Genomic DNA, 18,554 nt, shown 5'->3' with positions numbered 1-18,554 from the left:
AGCTTTTTTCTTTTGGAGGCTGAAGGGCTTAGGATTGGTCGGACAGTCGTGCACTATAGGCACACCTTCACGTCCGACCAAGTTTGTTTCTCTTTGGTCGGATTAGTTCAGGTATATATAGCCTGTGTCCGACCGACCAAAGGTTTTATTGTAAAGAATTATGGTTGAGCCGATATTTTCCTCGTTCTTCCTTAACCACTATGCCTTTGTTGAGCAAGAATTGCAAAAGCTCCTTGAGCTTTGTTTGTCCGTAGGATTGTCCCACAATCTCCGCATAAACCTCTTTAAGAACTACAATTAGTTCACCATAGGGCAAGACTTCACTTGAAGAGAACACTTGATTCAAAGCGTTCCGATGTTCATTATCGCTTAACTCTTGATAGGAGAAGCGATGGGGTTTGTGATCATTGTCTGTGTAGGTCTGGTCGATTTCAGGAACGCACACCTCATCTTCCATTTCCTTGAGCCGAAAGGCAAACTTTTCAAAAGGTTTGGAACGAATGATGGAAGGTGCAACAATACTGCGTTCAGGCATAGTGTTGTCCTTTGTGATTTGAAGAACTGTTTCAGCCTTGTTGTTGAGTTCCGTCCCAATATGTCCTCGTGCGTTGTCATCCCCCTTGTTGAGGTGAAGCACGGTTTGGATGTGGATATTCTGCTCGCTCGTCCATTGCATCAGGTCACCCACTAACTTGGTTGCCTCGGTTGAATTGTTGATATCGAGCATCAAATCACGGATGCCGTCAATGACCACCAAACCCACATTGGGTGTGCTGTAGATGGCATAACGGATGATTTCTCTGCGTTCATTAGGGTCAGCAATGGCTCTAAGATGACTGAACTTCAAATTCTGTGGTTCCTTGTCTATCGGCAGTTTTGCCAATTTCAAAATGCGTTGCATTACAAGTTGACAATGGTAAGGACTTTGTTCCGTGTCAAAGTAAAGTATCGTGCGTTTACTTTCAGGAAATGATGCTTGATATTCCAGCACCTGTCCATTGACAAGGGCTGCTGCAACGATGGCACTCACATTGAAAGTCTTTTTTGCTTTCGCCTTGCCTGTTGACACACTGAAATTACCCAGTGTGCCAATAATGGCTTCACCTGCTTGCAGCACAACAGGCGGAAGCGAGAACTCGTCCGTAACGTGAATGAGCGATGCTTTCCAAATGTTTTCATAATCTGTCGTGTTCATCCTCGTCCTCCTATCTTTCGCCCTGCCAATTCCAGCGCAAGGTCGGCATCAACAATAATCTTACGCCCCACTTGTGTAATGGCACGATTGATTTTACCACTCTGCTTGATACGGTTGGCTGTGGGCAAGCTGCATCCGAAAAGACGTGCTATGCCAGCCAATCCATACACATATCGCTTTTCTTCTTTGGAGGAGGAAACCTTTGTTGATTCCCTGCTCGTGGAAATATTACCATGTTGTGCAAGGAAAAGTAATTCTTCACCAGTCATCTGCCAAACAGGCTTGTCCAGTAATTCGTTTATCGTCATAATTCAATTGTTTTGAAATGAATAACTTGCCCTTGCGCATAGGGCTTTTGGTCAGGTCTGACGATGCAAAAGTAGAGGGCTTTTGGTGTTATTCCAAGAGGCAGGGATATAGCGGGAAGTATAGGGAGATGCAAGGAAATCAAAGACTGTCAAAACGCTTAATATACATTCAAATAGTGGACTATTTCGGGCAAACTCATTTTATATTTCAATCATCATTGATTGTTTAAGAGATTCCTTATGGCTTCCTCTCACTGGAAAAACTATTTTTAGTGAGAGAAAGTTCCGTTTTTCTGCGTTTTATTCATTATAAGTTCATAACTTTGTAGTCAATATCAAGATAAACTATCATCCGATGGGACAGAAAAAAGAGCATAGCAACCTTATCAAGGAACATTTGAAGAAGCGAGGTATCACCCAAACGTGGCTTGCCAAAGAGTTGGGTATGAGTTTCAGCATCACCAACGCCTACGTTTGTAATCGCAAGCAACCTAATCTTGTCACCATCTTCAAGGTAGCAGATTTGCTCGGTGTATCTCCTAAAGAGTTAGTGATATAGTCAAACAAGCTAAATAAACAATATGGACAACTCTATATATCAATATGCAATAGGCGAGCTCCTTGATGGAAGATACTTCTATATCCCTTCCTATCAAAGAGGTTATCGTTGGACTGTGAAGCAAGTTGGAGATTTACTCCGAGACCTTCTATGTTTCACAAATGACTTTGCAAATGAAGGGAAAGAAAAGAAGCAAGACCAGTTCTATTGTCTTCAGCCAATTATTGCACGTTCAATTACTGACAAAGAAAAGTTGAAATTCATTTTTAAGGATAAATACAACGACGACATCAAAGAACGTGGAGTCTGGGAGATCATCGATGGGCAACAGCGATTAACCACCATATACCTTCTGTACAAATACCTTATGGATCAGAAGGGATGGGATGCAGAAACGCTGAAAGAAGAAGAGGACGGTAAGGAATTGTATCATATTTGCTATGCTACTCGTGACGGTTCTGCTAAATTCCTTGAAAGCATGTCCATGAGAACAATTAAGGATAGTAGCGAAGATGATTTCAAGGAAAACGTAGATTTTTTCCACATGGCAAATGCTTTCAAGTATATTTCTGAGTGGATAAAGACGGACGGAAAGGCAATCAATATCCGCTATCAATTGGGAGGAAGTCTTGACAATATTCGAACCTCTTTCTTTAAGTTGCTCAATGGAATGAGCGACACTAAAGGAGGTTCTGTACAAGTGTTATGGTATGAAATAGCTGAGAGCAAGGAAAAGAATAACATTAAGGAGTTCCAAAAGATAAATACAGGCAAGATTAGGTTAACTGATGCTGAACTTATCAAAGGCTTGTTCCTGTTAAAAAAGAATTTTACCGCTGGCGACAAGTATATCAAACAGTCTGAACTGGCTCTGGAATGGGAGTTTATAGAGAATACACTCCATGCCAACAATTTCTGGTACTTCCTTCAAAAGAAAGGCTTTGATCTGCCTAACCGAATAGACTTCCTCTTTAATTTGATATACAAGAAGAATGTATTGAAAGAAGTGCCAGAAGAGGAATGGGACAACATTTTGAAGGTTGTTGACGAGAAGTTGATGGACACCAGACAGAGTGAGATCTTCCGTTTCTACTATAATCGATTTGAGGGGAAGATTGGTGAGGACTTGCAACTTGAAGTTGCAGAAGCATGGAACGAGGTCATGGAACTGTTCCGCACACTCGATGACTGGTTCTCTTCCCCATCCACCTACAATTTCATTGGCTTGTTAAGCCAGTGTGGTGAAGATTTGTGTCGATTGGTCCTCCATTTCGACTACATGCCCGAACTGTCAAGTAGAGCTGACTTTGAACGTTATTTGAAAAAGCGCATATCTTACCATCTTCGCGGTATCAAGGTAGACAAAGACAAGAAGCTTATCCTTAATACTTATAAGGAGCATGACAACATCTACAAACTACTGTTGACTTTGAATATTCACCTTCTGAATGAGCAAAACCAAAAGCTCGAATCTGACTCAGATGTATATAAGTTCCCATTTGACGTACTCAGTGCGCAGAACTGGGATATTGAACATATTGACTCTTTCCATACTAATGCACTAAAAAGGGAGGAAGACAAGATTGAGTGGATCAAGACTGCAATGGAATACCGCTCTGAAGAACTGTCCCAAGAAGAGCGTAAGCAGATTCAGCAAAATCTGGAAGAAAAAGGTTATGATATAGTTATTGACATATTGAAGAAGAATGCCAAGGAGGTTGAAGCTGATGAAGAAATTAAAAACTCCATCGGAAACTTAACCCTTCTTGATGCAACTACCAACAGAATGTATGGAAATAGTCTTTTCTGTACCAAACGCCATATTATCATAGAGCGTATCAAACAAGGTGTATTTGTTCCTATTGCTACACAATACATCTTTGCAAAGTTCTTTGACCAAAAGGGAACCAATCATTCTCTTTGGACAGAAGAAGATATGAATGCGTATCACAGATATGTTTATGATGTTATTATAAACTATATAAGCAATGAGGAGAACGATCAATGAATGAGAGATATACATTTATAGATATATATAGGAAAGAGCTTGACCTTAACAAAGATATGAAGGTTAAAGTCAGTCAAATTATCATTCCCAAGATACAACGCCCTTATGCACAAGGAAGACTGGACGGAATATGTACTTATATTCGCAACACCTTATTGAATGAAATGTTTGAGAATTTTAAGACAGATGAGATATTTGACTTCAATTTCATCTATGGCATTGTTCGCCCATCTAATGACGAATATGTGATGGAACTACTGGATGGTCAGCAGCGAATGACCACCTTGTTCCTCGTTTATTGGTATATAACCAATTGTGAACTGACAGAAGACGAGGAGGAAAATAAGGTAATACGTGATGCACTGCATCGCTTTGTCTATGAAACACGTTCTACTTCAACGGTATTTTGCCATAAGCTTGCCTCCTATCGTATTGATTTGTCTGGCCAGACACCATCGAAAGTGATCAGACAAGCAAAATGGTATTTCAAGTCATTTGATAGAGATAGCACTATAACTGCTATGCTGACTATGCTCGATGCTATACATGAACGCTATATCAATCAAGACAATAAAGCTCTTTACACAAAATTGGCAAATATCCAGTTCTATGTGAAGTCTTTGGGCTTCTTCAATCTGTCTGAGGAGTTGTATATTAAGATGAATGCCCGTGGTTTACAACTAAGTCCATTTGAGAATTTTAAGGCTGACTTGACAAATTATATTGGCGGAATTGATTATCCACCATTCAAGGAACAGGTCCCTCTTTACTGTAAAGACAGTGAAGAGCAGGTTGAGTTCCATTTCAATTTCTCGGTCAAACTGGACGCTAAATGGATTGACATATTCTGGAGGAAAGGATTTGAGAACTTTGATGCTTCTTATATGAGCTTCTTCTCACGATTCTTTGCATGCAAATACATTATCTCTACAAAAGATATTGTCAATGACAGGGATATACGACAGGATTCCACATTGAGGAAGATTTATACAGATGCAGAGAGTCGAACCGAGGCTAACGAATATCTTGGATTCCAAGAATTTAAGTCGATTCTAACAAATCATCCAGAATATGTGTTGACATTAGATAAAGTGCTTGATACTTTCTATCAGTATGATTTCAAAGATTCCAAAAAGGCTATATACGAAATGCTGGTTCCTACATGGGAAAAGCCATCATTGGAAGGTGATGATTTCTATAGCAATATTAATACCAAGATGACCCACATTAAACTTATTACGTTTGGTGCTGTCATTGAGTTTATTGAAGCATTTAAGTCATTTGATACTGAAGCTTTCAAACAGTGGATGCGAATTGTATGGAATGTTGTCGAGAACACAAATATTGACAGCCTTACTCCTGTTTCATCATTAATTAGGAAATTCTCAGCTATTATTCACAGCATAGCCAAAAGATTGTCTGATGGAGATTCATTCTACTATGCCCTATCCCTGTGGAAAGAAGACAATACTGACGAGAGGGAAAATAGAGCTTTACTTGAAGAGGTGTTGAAAGCTTCCCGTATAGCAGAAAATGACGAATGGCTCCCTATCTTTGAAGATGCAGAAAAACACCCATACTTTAGAGGTATGGTAATGTTCTTCTATAAAGAAGGTATGTCTTTGTCAGATTACCAACATAGTTTGTCTCTTGCAAAAGATATGTTTGATGAATCTGGAATTTCACCAGCATATCGTCAAGACCATTTACTGATTCGTGCTATTGCAAGTCAGTTTGTTACATGGGATGACATAAGAAATCGCTTTATAACAGAACGAGCTGAAACCAATAAGTACTTAAAGAATATTTTAGCATCGAACAATAGTGTAAGGAAAATGCTAACAAATGTTCTGGAGAGTGATAATGTTGAAACCGTTAAGAAAGGACTTTCTGAATACATAGATAATGCTGAAAATTTTACATCCTGGCCTGGTACATCAGATGTGGAGATTGAGTACTGCAATATGGCTGTGAACAGGATTCGTCACGATATCAAACTATATGACTGGATTGCTACTGAAGAAGCAAGTGGAAAGGCTGTACTTAGAATATATTGGTATGAAGGTCATATCATGTTTGCAGTCCCAAGAAAGCAATATGCAAAAGTGGCACTTGATACAGAAAGAGCGAAAATAGCAAATACTATAGCTAATAATTATGGCTTTGATTATCACGATCTAAATCAACTCGATATGTACAAACAGTATGGTGATAGTTTCGGCAATGAAATCTGGCTCAAACAAGATAGAGCGCATTGTATATTATGGATAGGATTCTGTCAGTACCATGAACTGAAAATACAGTTTGAATGCAGAGCAAAGAAATACGCAAAAGAACTGTTTGGATTGTTGGAGGATTGCAGTTTCATTGATGGCGATGAAAGATGGGTACAGATTCCATCTTTGGTTCACTTTAAGAAAAAGAAGACAGTTAAAGATTTATCTGCGACAATAGAAGATATATTTGAAGTTGTCACGGAGTAGAAAAAAGGCTCTATATAAAGTAGTAATGACAAAAGGAAAGAATGATAATCATCTCATCATCTACCAAGACGATAACGGCTTGGTAAAGATAAACGTGCGCTTTGCAGACGAGGATGTGTGGATCACTCAAGGGCAGTTAGCAGAGATTTACGATACTACGCAACAGAATATAGCCCTACATATCAAGAACATCTATGCTAACAATGAATTGACAGATGAGTCAACTCACAAGAAATACTTGTTAGTTCGGCAAGAAGGAAGTCGCAATGTCCAGCGCAATATTGACCACTATAATCTTGATATGATTATCGCTCTTGGTTATCGTGTGCAATCTCAGATAGCAACTCGCTTCCGTCGTTGGGCTACTGAAAGACTACACGAGTATATCCAAAAAGGCTTTACAATGGATGATGACCGACTCAAACAAGGTGGCAACCGCTATTTCAGAGAATTACTGCAGCGCATTCGGGATATTCGGGCTTCGGAGCGCAACTTTTATCAGCAGGTAACAGACATCTACGCCACGTCTGTGGATTATGACCCGCGCACTGATCTCACCCGCACATTCTTCGCTACTGTGCAGAATAAACTCCACTATGCCGTACACGAACACACGGCTGCAGAAATTATCTACGACCGTGTGGATAGTGAAAAACCTCTCGTTGGCATGACCAATTTCAAAGGCAACTATATTACTAAGGATGATGTAAAGATAGCTAAGAATTACCTCACCGAAAAAGAACTGCAACGGCTCAACCTATTTGTGTCGCAATTTTTAGACTTTGCCGAGTTCCAAGCCCTTGAAGAACGTCCCATGCGTATGGCAGACTGGATTTCAGCTCTTGACAACCAAATCATAGCCCTGCAACGCAAACTGTTGGAAGGCAAAGGAAGTGTATCGCATCAAGAAGCAATAGAAAAAGCCGAGCGAGAATTCAATATATACCGACAAAGAGAAATGGCTCAACTTGAAAGCGACTTCGACAAAATGGTAAAGCGACTTCCCAAAGGAGGACAGAATCCTCTTCTAAAAGAATAATATTCTTTCATTTGAAAACTATTATGATGTAGCTTTTTCTTGATAATGAAGTTTTTGATTTTAAAACATTAAACACGTGCTCTGACGAGAAGTAATTGAAAATAAATATGGCACATAACCCCAAACTCAATGTTTACATAATTAGTCTTAAGCCTAAAAAACAAGATGAAAATAAAACCTTTAGAGATTTTTTGAAAGAAAAATATGCGAAGAACTCAGATATGTCTGATAAGGCTCTAATGAAATATCTTTTTACCTCTTTCATTAATGGTGTGGGACAAGACGAATTTCATAAAGATGACAAAAGTAAAAAAGTCATTGGCATAGACGATGGTAATATGCTGCCAATGACTCTATATTCAGATACTTGGATGATAGATGGTGTTATTGAAGGAGGTAAGTATGGTATATTAAGAGAGTATCAAGACACAGAGAAAAAAGAAGGTAAAACTGAAATTAAACCGAATTATGCAGTCTTGGATAAGTATTACATACTTTTGAACCCTATCTTAAATGACAAGTATGCAGTGTTGCTAACACAATCCTATACAGAAGAAAGTATTCAAGGTCCTATAAATGAATTCATAAGAGAATTATTGGGAGGATGTGATAATTACTTTAAGGTAGATGTGGAACCATTTGTTCCAAAACGGCTCAAAGAAAAATATGAAAAATCTGCAGCTATACGAATGTTCAGTTTTACATCGCCTTTGCCACTGTCAGAAAGTCTTCGCAAAAAAGTGACAGAGGCAGCACAAGAATTTGAAGTTGAAGTTCGTATAAGACCTGTCAACCAAAAACTGCCTATAAATTCAGAAGGAACAAGAGAAATTATGCAAGAAGTTTCAAAAATGACACTTGACCAACAGACCCTCGGTGAAGGTAAAGGTCGAATCTATACCGCTGACGAGCAGGGGAGAAATGCTAATTATGATATCTCAAAGGATATTCAAAGTATAAGACCTACCATTTATCTTTCGGATGAAGGAATTACTTCAGACGAGCAAACAGGACTTCCTGATTTCAAAGCCATACAGGAATATTGCCATAAACTTTTAAAAGAAATTAAAGCTGAACGAAATATAAACCAAGATATTTATGAGTTTTAGAGAAGCGTTAAAAAGTTTAGTCAGTGATGCACATCTTTTTCAATATGCAGAAGTTAATAGCACAACGTCAAACATAGAAAAGAACAAGCCACGATATTATTTTACCAAAATCCAATGGGGGATACTAATGATTTCAGTTGTGGTTTCAATTACAACAGTAGATGGCTTTGGTAAGGATTTTGCAGGATATGTTGTGTCGGCTCTATCACTTTTTGCTGGTCTATTCTTCTCATTTATTTAATGTTAATTGATAAGTTCCAGAAGATAGACTTTAGTCCCTATAAAAAGGATGTAAATGCCCAACTAATGCCGATAGGAGTAAGATTAAAAAACTATTATAAAAGGCAACCACACTTTCATTTTATATTATAGTGTTGGCCTTACTCTGTATTTTACTTCTTTCTGCATCACTACTTAGCATACCATTTCATGAAATATGCCAGTTCGTTGAAAAAATAATTTCAGCAAGCTATATAGATGTATGGAAAACAATATGGGAAATATCGTCATTCATTGTGAAATCAATATACAGAGGTGTTTCTATATATTTTCTATTGGACTTCCTCTGGATAACTTTATATCTGCTCTCGTCCTTCTTTGATTACGTAGGAAGTGAATACGACGAAGTAAAACTACAATAGTTTTTTTGCAATAAAGGGTGAAAACGACTTATTGAAGTCTGCCCACATTACATTAGAATATCAAAGTTCTACTATCTCTGAGACAGAAGGTAGCCATGTTAAACATCTTTTTATATGAGTAGTAGCATAGGCGGTACATCGCATAGTATTGAAACCAGAACACCTATTTTTAGATGATAGTATAGACGAAATATAGTATGTATATCAAGGAGATTAATATATTAAACTTCCGAAGCTTTAAGGAAGCTTTAATACCTTTTCATGAAGGAGTGAATGTTATAATAGGTCATAATAACACCGGTAAAAGTAACCTGCTCCGTGCAATGGGGTTAGTGCTTGGCTATAGTAATGGTCATAGAATAGGTACCAGTGACTTATTTTATGAGACAGATGTGGCAGAGCTTCAACGGCAGTCACCACGGATCAAAATAACTCTTGTCTTACGTAGAAGTGCAGATGAAAACTTATATTCTGCAGATATGGCGCTGTTTGCCAATATGATGACAGACCCAGCATTAAGCGAAGAGGCTGAATTAAGATACGAGTTTAAACTGGATGATAGCCAAGAGCAAAACTATAAGGCAGATGTTGCTAACGCAATTACAGCCAAAGAAATATGGAAGATTATAGAGCAAGACTACATCAGACTCTATAAAAGTAGTCGCTCGGGAGGTAATCAGGCTGCTGGTATCAACATCAATGAGACGTTGGGGCAGATTGACTTCCAGTTCCTTGATGCTATTCGCGATGTCAGTCATGACCTATACGCAGGTTATAATCCGCTCCTTAGGGATGTACTGAATTTCTTTATTGATTACTCAGTTAAGAATGATGTCACAAAGACAGAGGATGAGATAAAGGAACAATTAAAAGCCTTAAGAGATGATTTTGTCCAACAGTCTAGGCCATTGATGCAAACTTTACAAAATAGGTTACAGGATGGGAAAAACGTATTTCTGAAGTACGCACTTGATACAGGCGCAACATTTAATGGAGCCGAACCAGATTTTGATGGAACGGTGACAGAGAATGAGATGTTCTCTGTATTGAGAATGTTTATCAGATACGCTGTTGGTATAGAAGTGCCTGCTACATATAATGGGCTAGGGTATAACAATCTTATATATATGTCGCTTTTGCTTGCAAAGATGCAGGCAGACGGAAACATTGCCTACATGAAACGCAATGCCAAGGTACTCTCATTCCTTGCTGTAGAGGAATGTGAAGCACATTTGCATCCAGCCATGCAGTACAAGTTCCTAAAGTTTCTGCAGGACAATAATTGGAATGGGCATGTACGTCAGATATTCATGACCTCACATTCTACCCAAATTGCCTCTGCGGTAAAACTGGATGACTTAATTTGCTTAACCTCACCTGCGTTGGGACAGATCAATGTTGGCTATCCACGTGCCATATATAAAGAAGAGAGCTCTAATGATATGGTATCCAAGCAATATGTTCAGAGATTTTTGGATGCAACTAAAGCGGATATGTTCTTTGCCAACAGATTGATTTTTGTCGAGGGCATTGCAGAGGAGTTGCTGCTCCCAGTCTTTGCCAGGTATTTGAATAAGAACCTTACAGATGAGCATGTGCTAGTGGTGAATATGGGAGGTCGCTATTTCAACCACTTTTTAAAGTTATTTGATACGAAAAATCCATATACCATCAACAAGAAGATTGTCTGCTTGACTGATATTGACCCCTGTCGAAAAAAGAAAGGAGATGACAGAAATTATGAAGTTTGTTACCCATATGAGTACAATATAGATACAGACAACTACGACTATAAGCATCATGCTGATACAGAAGTAGATCAATATGTAGTCCATCCTAACATTAGGTTCTACAGGCAAGATGTAACGTATGGAAAAACGCTGGAGTATGACCTAATGCGTGAGAATCCCAATTGTGAACTGTTATTGACTGACTCTGTGTCCAATCGGGACGAGATAAAAGCAATGATGACAGAACTGGATGTGAACAAGATGATGGATAAAATGCGAAACAGTGAGGCTAATACACGTATAAAGTCATCAATAGACCAATCGGGGTGGGAGGATGAAGAAAAGAGAAAAGCCTTACTTGCATCGCGTTATTTGAACTCCGTTTCAAAAGGCAGTAATGCGCTGGAACTAAACGTGACACTTATGGATAACCTAGAGAAACCAGAAGCAGAAAGAAAAGAGTTTCATGTTCCCCAATATATTATTGATGCATTAAAATGGCTACTATCATAAAATCAGAACAAACTATACCTATAGACGAACCATTTAAGGTGACTGCTGGGCCTGGTGCCGGAAAGACACATTGGCTGATAAATCATATCAAGAATGTGGTGTCAAATAGCCACAAACTTGATGTGGTGAGGAAGGTGGCTTGTATCACTTATACCAACGTGGGTATCGATACGATTACTTCACGTTTGAATATGGGGAATGACGTGGTTGAGGTATGTACAATCCATAGTTTCTTGTATGCCAATATAGTAAAGCCCTATATTCATCTGGTAGCTAAAGAATTTGGGTTGGAGTTGAGCAAACTTGTGGTTATAGATGACTCTAATTTTAAGTCAGAAGGAATAGCTATATCAGTATTGAAGCTTATTAATAAGTCATGGGTGAATGTCAGAAGCTATCTGCAAGGTTTGAATAATGCCACGTGGCATTATTCAAACCTTGCATACAACGATTATAAACCAAGGTTCCCAATAAAGTTCGGCAAGTGGTTCGTTGGCAATGACTGCTATATGGGGTTCAAAAGATGGCTATGGAGTAGAGGGTATATGTCTTTTGATGACATTTTGTATTTTTCTCAGATTCTGCTTTCGAGATACCCCAACATATACACATTGATAAAGGCTAGATACCCATATATTTTCGTGGATGAATTTCAAGATACAATACCTTTTGTGATTGACTTACTAGCCAAGTTAGGCAATGAGGGGGTAATTGTGGGAGTGGTTGGCGATAAAGCACAATCAATCTATGATTTTCTAGGTGCTACAGTGCAGCAATTTGACAGCTTTACTGTTCCAGAAATGCAGGAGTATGAAATACGAGGGAATAGGCGTAGCACGAAGCAGATAATAGACTTGCTGAATATTGTCAGAACTGATTTTTCGCAAGACTGGCTGAATGGATCAGAAGGAATGATGCCAGAATTGCTTGTCGGTGATATGCTTAACTGTTACCAACAGTGTATAGAAAAGAGTGGAACTGACGAAATACAATCGCTTGCCTTTCAAAACATACTTGCCAATTCCATGCGTAAAAAGAACGGGGTGCGAGAGGTAGAGAATATATTAGAGATGGATTTTGATAGCAATGCAGAGCGTCAGATGGTGATAAAGGCGTTGATAAAGGCCGTGGAATATACAAGAATGAATGACTTGCGAAATGCTTGGCATCAGTTAGATATCATCGATCGCGATAGGATTCAAACCATCGTGCTTCTAAGATACTTGCTGGATGGCTATAAAGACTACAAAGACGGAAGTCTGATGGATTTCTACAATTTTCTGGTAAATGATTTACATGTCGAAATAACCAAGATTAAAGGCACGGCAATCAGGGATTTCTACCAGAACCACACGTACGCAGATGCTGCCCTTGGAGTGAAGTATTGTGATTCAAATAACAAGCATAAAACCATCCATAAGTCAAAAGGAGAGGAGTATGATAACGTGTTTGTTGTTCTGAAAGAGGAAAAAGACTTAGAGTTCCTGTTGTCACCAAACCTAAATGACAACAACTCACATCGGGTATATTATGTGGCTGCCAGTCGTGCAATAAATCGCTTGTTTATCTGTGTACCGACATTGAGTGCAGAAAAACGTATCCAACTGGAAGGCATGCCAATAAACATACTCCCCCCCCAAAAAAAAATAATAGCCAATTAGGTTCGGGACAGATTTGACTTATTGGCTTAAAGTTGCACCTCGCTCTAGTTACTTCCACTATAGGCAGTCACCACAATGCCGTTCTGCTGAGCTAGCAAGTGATGAGGTCGTTTCATCGTTATAGAAGTGAACGAACTCTCCTATACCAAAAGTCATACCCAAGATTATTGCTTGGGTGCAGTTTTTTTATTGCTCTTAAATTCTTGGGTGTAATAAAGGGTGCAAATCGCATAACTTGCTGATTTACACCCTTGTTTGCGGAGAGAGAGGAAAATGACCATTTCGCTGCAACTCCTTGTATCATAGTCTTTTATTTTTTTATCCTTTTTAATTGTAGCCATATTGTAGCCACAACAGAGTATTTTGAGAGTACACGCAGATACTGCTACCCGAAATGCGCACTTGCATTTCTTGGGTTCAAAAGTACAAAAAAGTAGAACATCCTCCAAATTATTGTGGGAAAATGTTTTAGAAATCTTTTGGCTACAATTTTCAGTGCATGGTGCAAGTCTATATATATAGATAGACCTTGCACCATGCACTGACAGTCCCAAAGGTGTGATTGATATGGCAGGCTCAATATTTTCGCCTACGTATTGGGCAACACGGCAACAAATAACGCATAATGTTAAAAATGCAAAATGGCAATATAATGCCAATATTGGCAATTTAATATTCTTTCTAAAGCCCTATTTGTTAAGAACTTTGCAGCATTATTTCTAACAAAAAGACGGATACATATGAATACAAAGAAACAAAACTCCGGAAGTAATGCAAAATTCTACGTTGTACTTCCGACACTTGAAATCATGCTCTCCGCCAGCAAAAACTGCAAGCTAAGGGCAGGCTATGCCAATATGGAATATTCCAACTTTATGAAACACTGCAAGATGCAGACCGACCTTCGTATCAACACTTATGCAAGATGTGCGGCAGCCTTCGATATGGACGTGCTCTTGATACATCTCCCCAAGGGTATGATTGAGTCCATGATAGCAACCACGCCCCATAAAAGCCTTCGCTTCTCCACAATGGAGCAGGAAGATCTCATCGTCATTCTCAATCGGCTGTGCAAGCTGGACAGTAGAAGATTTAAGCAGCATCTTATGCAGTTATTGCACCAATTGGGGAAGGACTCTGAATTTCCAGACGGATGATAATCCACGGAGAGCAACTATTCAATCCTAAACTGAAAAGAGAAGTGGCATATGACAGAAGAAGACAATTTACAAAAGACGGTAATTGCAGAGTTACGCTCACTAAGGAACGACATGGAGCGGATAGCCGGCTTTATCGTGGAAATGAGACGCGATTATTCCGTTTTGGAGGATAAGATGGAACTCAGTTCCTCCGACGTCATCAGACTCTTGGGCATTTCGCGGGCATCCCTTGCCCGATGGAGGGACACCAACGCAATCCCGTTCAGGTATATATCATGCAACCACGTTGCCTATCCGTTCAAGGGACTTTACGTCGCCATCAAGAGCGGACGTGCCTCCTTCAAGGGTTTCAGACGAGTGGAAGCCCTACAACGGCTCAACGCCTACAAGGATGGTGTCCTTAAAGGATATATGGGTGATGGTCAAACTTTATTTGAGGAGCTATGAACATCAAAGAAGAAATACTGAGCCGAACCAACAAAGGACTGGATGTGTTCTGCTTCTATATGCCTATCGACTTTGTGCCAAAGCGCAATTTCCGAAATCCTATGTATGACGACAGGCGTGCATCGTGCAATATCTATCTCGACAACAAGTCCGGCTGCTACCGAATGAAGGACTTTGGCAACGATGCCTACTCCGGCGACTGCTTTTGGTTTGCAGCCACAATGCTCGGACTGGACGTGAGGAAAGACTTTGTTAAGGTGCTTGAAACCATAAATCGGGACTTGCAGCTGAATATTTGCATTGAAAGGAAAGAACATAGTAATCCCCACACAATGATGATGAAGCCTTGCAAACCACCCTTAGTACAACCACCTAACCAGCTCAAGAAGATGGAAGGTAAAAAATGGTACAAGCTAATTGAGCAATCTTTCAATGTCAAAGAACTAGACTATTGGGAGCAATACGGCATTGATGCTAAGACTCTGCAACGTTTTCATGTAAAGTCGCTTGCTCGCTATGAGTCTGTCTCCAATCAGGGAAAGCCGTTTACTCTTGGTTCTACACATGATGAGCCTATGTTTGGATATAGCATGGGGAAGTTTGTAAAAGTCTATCGCCCTAAGAGTAAGCTGCGCTTTCTTTATGGGGGTGAGAAAGTGAACGACTATGTCTTTGGCTTCCAGCAGCTGCCCAGCAAAGGGGATGTTGTTTTCATCACAGGTGGGGAGAAAGACGTGCTTTCACTTTCGGCTCATGGTTTCAACGCCATCTGTTTCAACAGTGAGACGGCACAGATTCCTGAGAATATCATCGAAGGATTGCAGCTTCGCTTTCAACACATTATTATATTGTACGATACGGACGAGACAGGTGTAAGGGAAGCTAAACGGCAGACAGATGCATTTGCTCAATACAAGGTATTGAGTCTAACCTTACCATTGCAAGGGGGTAAGTCGGAGAAGGATATATCGGACTTCTTTGCCTTGGGCAATGAAGCAAAGGACTTGAAAGTGCTTCTTAATGATATGTTCACCAATATGTATGCACAGACGATGATGATATTGCAATCTTGTGAGATAGACTACGATAATCCGCCAGACGCTTCAAAGTCGGTGGTGGCAGTAAATGGTGTTCCGCTTGGAACGCAGGACAATCTGTTTTGTATCACAGGTGGAGAAGGAACAGGCAAAAGCAACTACATTGCCGCCATCCTTGCTGGCACTCTTGGGAGAGAACGATTAAAGGCAGAGCAAACCTTGGGATTGGAAGTAACTGCCAACCCCAAAGGATTGGCTGTACTTCACTACGATACAGAGCAATCGGAGGCACAACTCTATAAGAACTTGGAGAAGACACTTCGCAGGGCTGGTATCAAGTCCGTGCCAGAGTTTTATCATTCCCTCTATCTAGCATCGCTATCACGCAAGGACAGACTGAAAATCATTCGTGAGAGTATGGACTTGTTTCATCACAAACACAGTGGAATTCATCTTGTGGTCATTGACGGTATAGCAGACCTGATACGCTCCGCCAACGACGAAACAGAGAGTATAGCCATCGTGGACGAACTCTATCGATTGGCAGGAATTTACAATACTTGTATCATTTGCGTACTCCATTTTGTACCCAACGGCATCAAACTCAGAGGACATATAGGGTCTGAACTGCAACGCAAGGCTGCGGGCATTCTCTCCATCGAGAAAGATGACAATCCCGAATACTCGGTCGTCAAGGCATTGAAAGTGCGTGATGGAAGCCCGCTAGATGTGCCGATAATGCTTTTTGGATGGGACAAGGAAGCCGATATGCACGTTTATCGTGGAGAAAAGTCGAAAGAGGATAAGGAAAAACGCAAGACCGATGAACTGTTGGCTGTTGTAAAGTCTGCATTCCGTGCCAAACTAAAGCTATCATATCAAGAGTTGTGCGATGTGTTGATGCGTGAAATGGAAATCAAGGATCGAACGGCAAAGAAGTACATTGCCTATATGAAAGAGCAGCGTATCTTGTCGCAAGACACAAGTGGTAACTATCAAAAAGGAGAATTATGTCATACATAGACCAAAGAACCGAAGATACATGGCAGAAACGCTTGTTTGACAAGCTGATGACTGTTGAGAGTAAACTTGACCATCTGCTGTTTTTGCAAGAGCAATCTGTCGATACGACCATTCACCCTCCATTGAAACCCGAATACTTGGACATCATCGACGTTTCCAAGATACTCAAAGTGGAGCAGAAGACCATCTATAACTGGGTTTGGGCAGGGAAAATCCCCTTTCTCAAGGCTAACGGTCGATTGCTTTTCCTTCGGGAAGAGATAGATGAAATGGTACGGAAGCGAGATGGCTGGTAATTGATTTCCTGATTAGATTATTTTTGTTGTGTAAATGCAAGTGTTTACACAACAAAATAATTACCTTTACAAGTAAAAAGTTAGTTGCGGATTTACCGCTCACAAAGATAACAGTACTCGCTTATTTCTTTGATAAGGAATTTACCATATATTGTTTGAAACTATTGAACCGATAAAGATAGGGTTGCAGACAAAAAATATTTGTAATTTCTACATTTGATGCTACTTTTAATGGAAAATTCATCGCTTGCAATGATTTTTTCGGCATTTTCCTTGCGCATTCAAAAAAAAGTAGTAACTTTGCAGTCAATATGACCTCCCACGCTTCTCATCAGAACAGCGCACCCGGGGAGGTCTTCGAGTTTATATACGGTTATGAGGTACGAAAAGAAGCCCATAGACACATCTGAGCAGGTTAAAAAGTTATGCGATCGAGGACTTAATATTGGAGACGAAAAACTTGCGTCCCAATATCTTTATAATATAAGTTATTATAGATTACGAGCATACACATACCCTTTTCAAAATAACGGGGAAGGTGCTAATCACGAATTTCTGAGAAAGGACATTTCTTTTCAAGATGTGATAGACCTTTATTGTTTTGATAGGCGTTTACGCTCTTTAATCTTCAATGCCATTGAAAAAATCGAGGTGGCATTAAGAACAAGAATCGCCTTAACTTATTCCGTTGATGAAAATGACGCCTTTTGGTTTCTCAATCATAAGTTATACTTTCAGCACGATAAGTTTATCGCATTGACACGCAACGAGATTATAGATGATAAACCTGTTGTAGGGGATTTAATGAAAGAGGTCAAGCGAAGTAATGAGGAATTTATAGCTCATTATTATCAAAAGTATAGCGAACCTGCTTTTCCGCCAGCGTGGATGACCTTAGAGGTTGTTTCTATGGGAACATTGAGTAAGTTGTTTTTTGCTTTGGACAAGAATAATCCTTCTAGTAAAACAATCTGCAGAGATTTGGGACTATACAATGTCGATATTTTGAAGAATTGGATGCACGGTTTATCGTCTTTACGCAATACTTGTGCCCATCATAGTCGTGTATGGAATCGCCGCTTTACAATAGCCTTGAAGTTTCCTTATAGAACGAATTATCCTTTCTTGTCAAAGCAAGAAGCTGCAACGATAAGGGACAATAAGTTGTTTGCCTACTTATCTGTAATTTTGTATTTGCAGCAAATAATCAGTCCTGATAGCTCATTTAGAAAGAGTTTGCTCACCCTATTGGACAAATCTCCCAAATTGGTAGTTTTGAAAGATATGGGCTTTCCTGAAAAATGGAGAGAATACTCTTTGTGGAAATAATATAATACGATGGTGT

At 39.7% G+C, this 18,554-nt stretch carries 15 protein-coding genes; 13 read left to right on the top strand and 2 right to left on the bottom strand.

What is annotated here, in order from left to right; genetic code table 11:
- Nucleotides 1-145: 145 nt before the first annotated feature.
- Nucleotides 146-1,195: an AAA family ATPase gene (locus J5A56_RS12235; protein WP_021671732.1), complete on the bottom strand. Its 1,050-nt coding sequence runs from the start codon at nt 1,193-1,195 to the stop codon at nt 146-148.
- The gene (locus J5A56_RS12230) at nt 1,192-1,503 is read right to left on the bottom strand and encodes a DUF3853 family protein (protein WP_021671731.1); all 312 of its coding nucleotides are present in this window, start codon (nt 1,501-1,503) and stop codon (nt 1,192-1,194) included. Before J5A56_RS12230 ends, J5A56_RS12235 begins: the two co-directional genes overlap by 4 nt.
- Before the next feature lie 355 nt (nt 1,504-1,858).
- On the opposite strand from J5A56_RS12230, the gene J5A56_RS12225 reads away from it, so the two are divergent.
- The 13 genes from J5A56_RS12225 to J5A56_RS12165 all read left to right on the top strand — a co-directional run bounded on the left by J5A56_RS12225 (nt 1,859) and on the right by J5A56_RS12165 (nt 18,538).
- A complete protein-coding gene (locus J5A56_RS12225) occupies nt 1,859-2,062 on the top strand; it encodes a helix-turn-helix domain-containing protein (protein WP_021671730.1) in 204 nt (67 codons plus the stop codon).
- Between the two features lie 22 nt (nt 2,063-2,084).
- Complete coding sequence (locus J5A56_RS12220) at nt 2,085-4,070, top strand: DUF262 domain-containing protein (RefSeq protein ID WP_021671729.1); 1,986 nt, start codon at nt 2,085-2,087, stop codon at nt 4,068-4,070.
- A 56-nt stretch (nt 4,071-4,126) separates the two neighbouring features.
- Nucleotides 4,127-6,553: a DUF262 domain-containing protein gene (locus J5A56_RS12215; RefSeq protein WP_231370809.1), complete on the top strand. Its 2,427-nt coding sequence runs from the start codon at nt 4,127-4,129 to the stop codon at nt 6,551-6,553.
- 25 nt (nt 6,554-6,578) lie between these two features.
- A complete protein-coding gene (locus tag J5A56_RS12210) occupies nt 6,579-7,592 on the top strand; it encodes a virulence RhuM family protein (protein WP_021671727.1) in 1,014 nt (337 codons plus the stop codon).
- A gap of 107 nt (nt 7,593-7,699) precedes the next feature.
- Nucleotides 7,700-8,701, top strand: coding sequence for a hypothetical protein (locus J5A56_RS12205; RefSeq protein WP_021671726.1), 1,002 nt, complete (start codon nt 7,700-7,702; stop codon nt 8,699-8,701).
- Entirely contained in the window at nt 8,691-8,942 is a 252-nt protein-coding gene (locus J5A56_RS13640) for a hypothetical protein (protein ID WP_249112106.1), read from the top strand. Before J5A56_RS12205 ends, J5A56_RS13640 begins: the two co-directional genes overlap by 11 nt.
- A gap of 597 nt (nt 8,943-9,539) precedes the next feature.
- Entirely contained in the window at nt 9,540-11,585 is a 2,046-nt protein-coding gene (locus J5A56_RS12195; protein WP_021671724.1) for an AAA family ATPase, read from the top strand.
- Entirely contained in the window at nt 11,570-13,246 is a 1,677-nt protein-coding gene (locus tag J5A56_RS12190; RefSeq protein ID WP_021671723.1) for an ATP-dependent helicase, read from the top strand. The genes J5A56_RS12195 and J5A56_RS12190 overlap by 16 nt, the downstream gene beginning before the upstream one ends.
- 740 nt (nt 13,247-13,986) lie before the next feature.
- Nucleotides 13,987-14,403 carry a hypothetical protein gene (locus J5A56_RS12185; protein WP_004339693.1) on the top strand — a complete coding sequence of 139 codons (417 nt, stop codon included), beginning with the start codon at nt 13,987-13,989 and terminating at the stop codon, nt 14,401-14,403.
- Nucleotides 14,404-14,454: 51 nt separating this feature from the next.
- Nucleotides 14,455-14,853: a hypothetical protein gene (locus tag J5A56_RS12180; protein ID WP_004339692.1), complete on the top strand. Its 399-nt coding sequence runs from the start codon at nt 14,455-14,457 to the stop codon at nt 14,851-14,853.
- Nucleotides 14,850-16,913 carry a bifunctional DNA primase/helicase gene (locus tag J5A56_RS12175; RefSeq protein WP_004338288.1) on the top strand — a complete coding sequence of 688 codons (2,064 nt, stop codon included), beginning with the start codon at nt 14,850-14,852 and terminating at the stop codon, nt 16,911-16,913. Before J5A56_RS12180 ends, J5A56_RS12175 begins: the two co-directional genes overlap by 4 nt.
- Nucleotides 16,901-17,209, top strand: a complete 309-nt coding sequence (locus J5A56_RS12170) for a helix-turn-helix domain-containing protein (protein WP_004338289.1) — start codon at nt 16,901-16,903, stop codon at nt 17,207-17,209. Before J5A56_RS12175 ends, J5A56_RS12170 begins: the two co-directional genes overlap by 13 nt.
- Nucleotides 17,210-17,584: 375 nt before the next feature.
- Nucleotides 17,585-18,538 (top strand): Abi family protein, encoded by a 954-nt coding sequence (locus J5A56_RS12165; RefSeq protein ID WP_004352710.1) that lies wholly within the window; start codon nt 17,585-17,587, stop codon nt 18,536-18,538.
- Nucleotides 18,539-18,554: the final 16 nt, after the last annotated feature.

The sequence above is a fragment of the Prevotella melaninogenica genome (assembly GCF_018128065.1).
Lineage (GTDB): Bacteria > Bacteroidota > Bacteroidia > Bacteroidales > Bacteroidaceae > Prevotella.
This window is presented reverse-complemented; position numbering and strand designations above follow the sequence as displayed.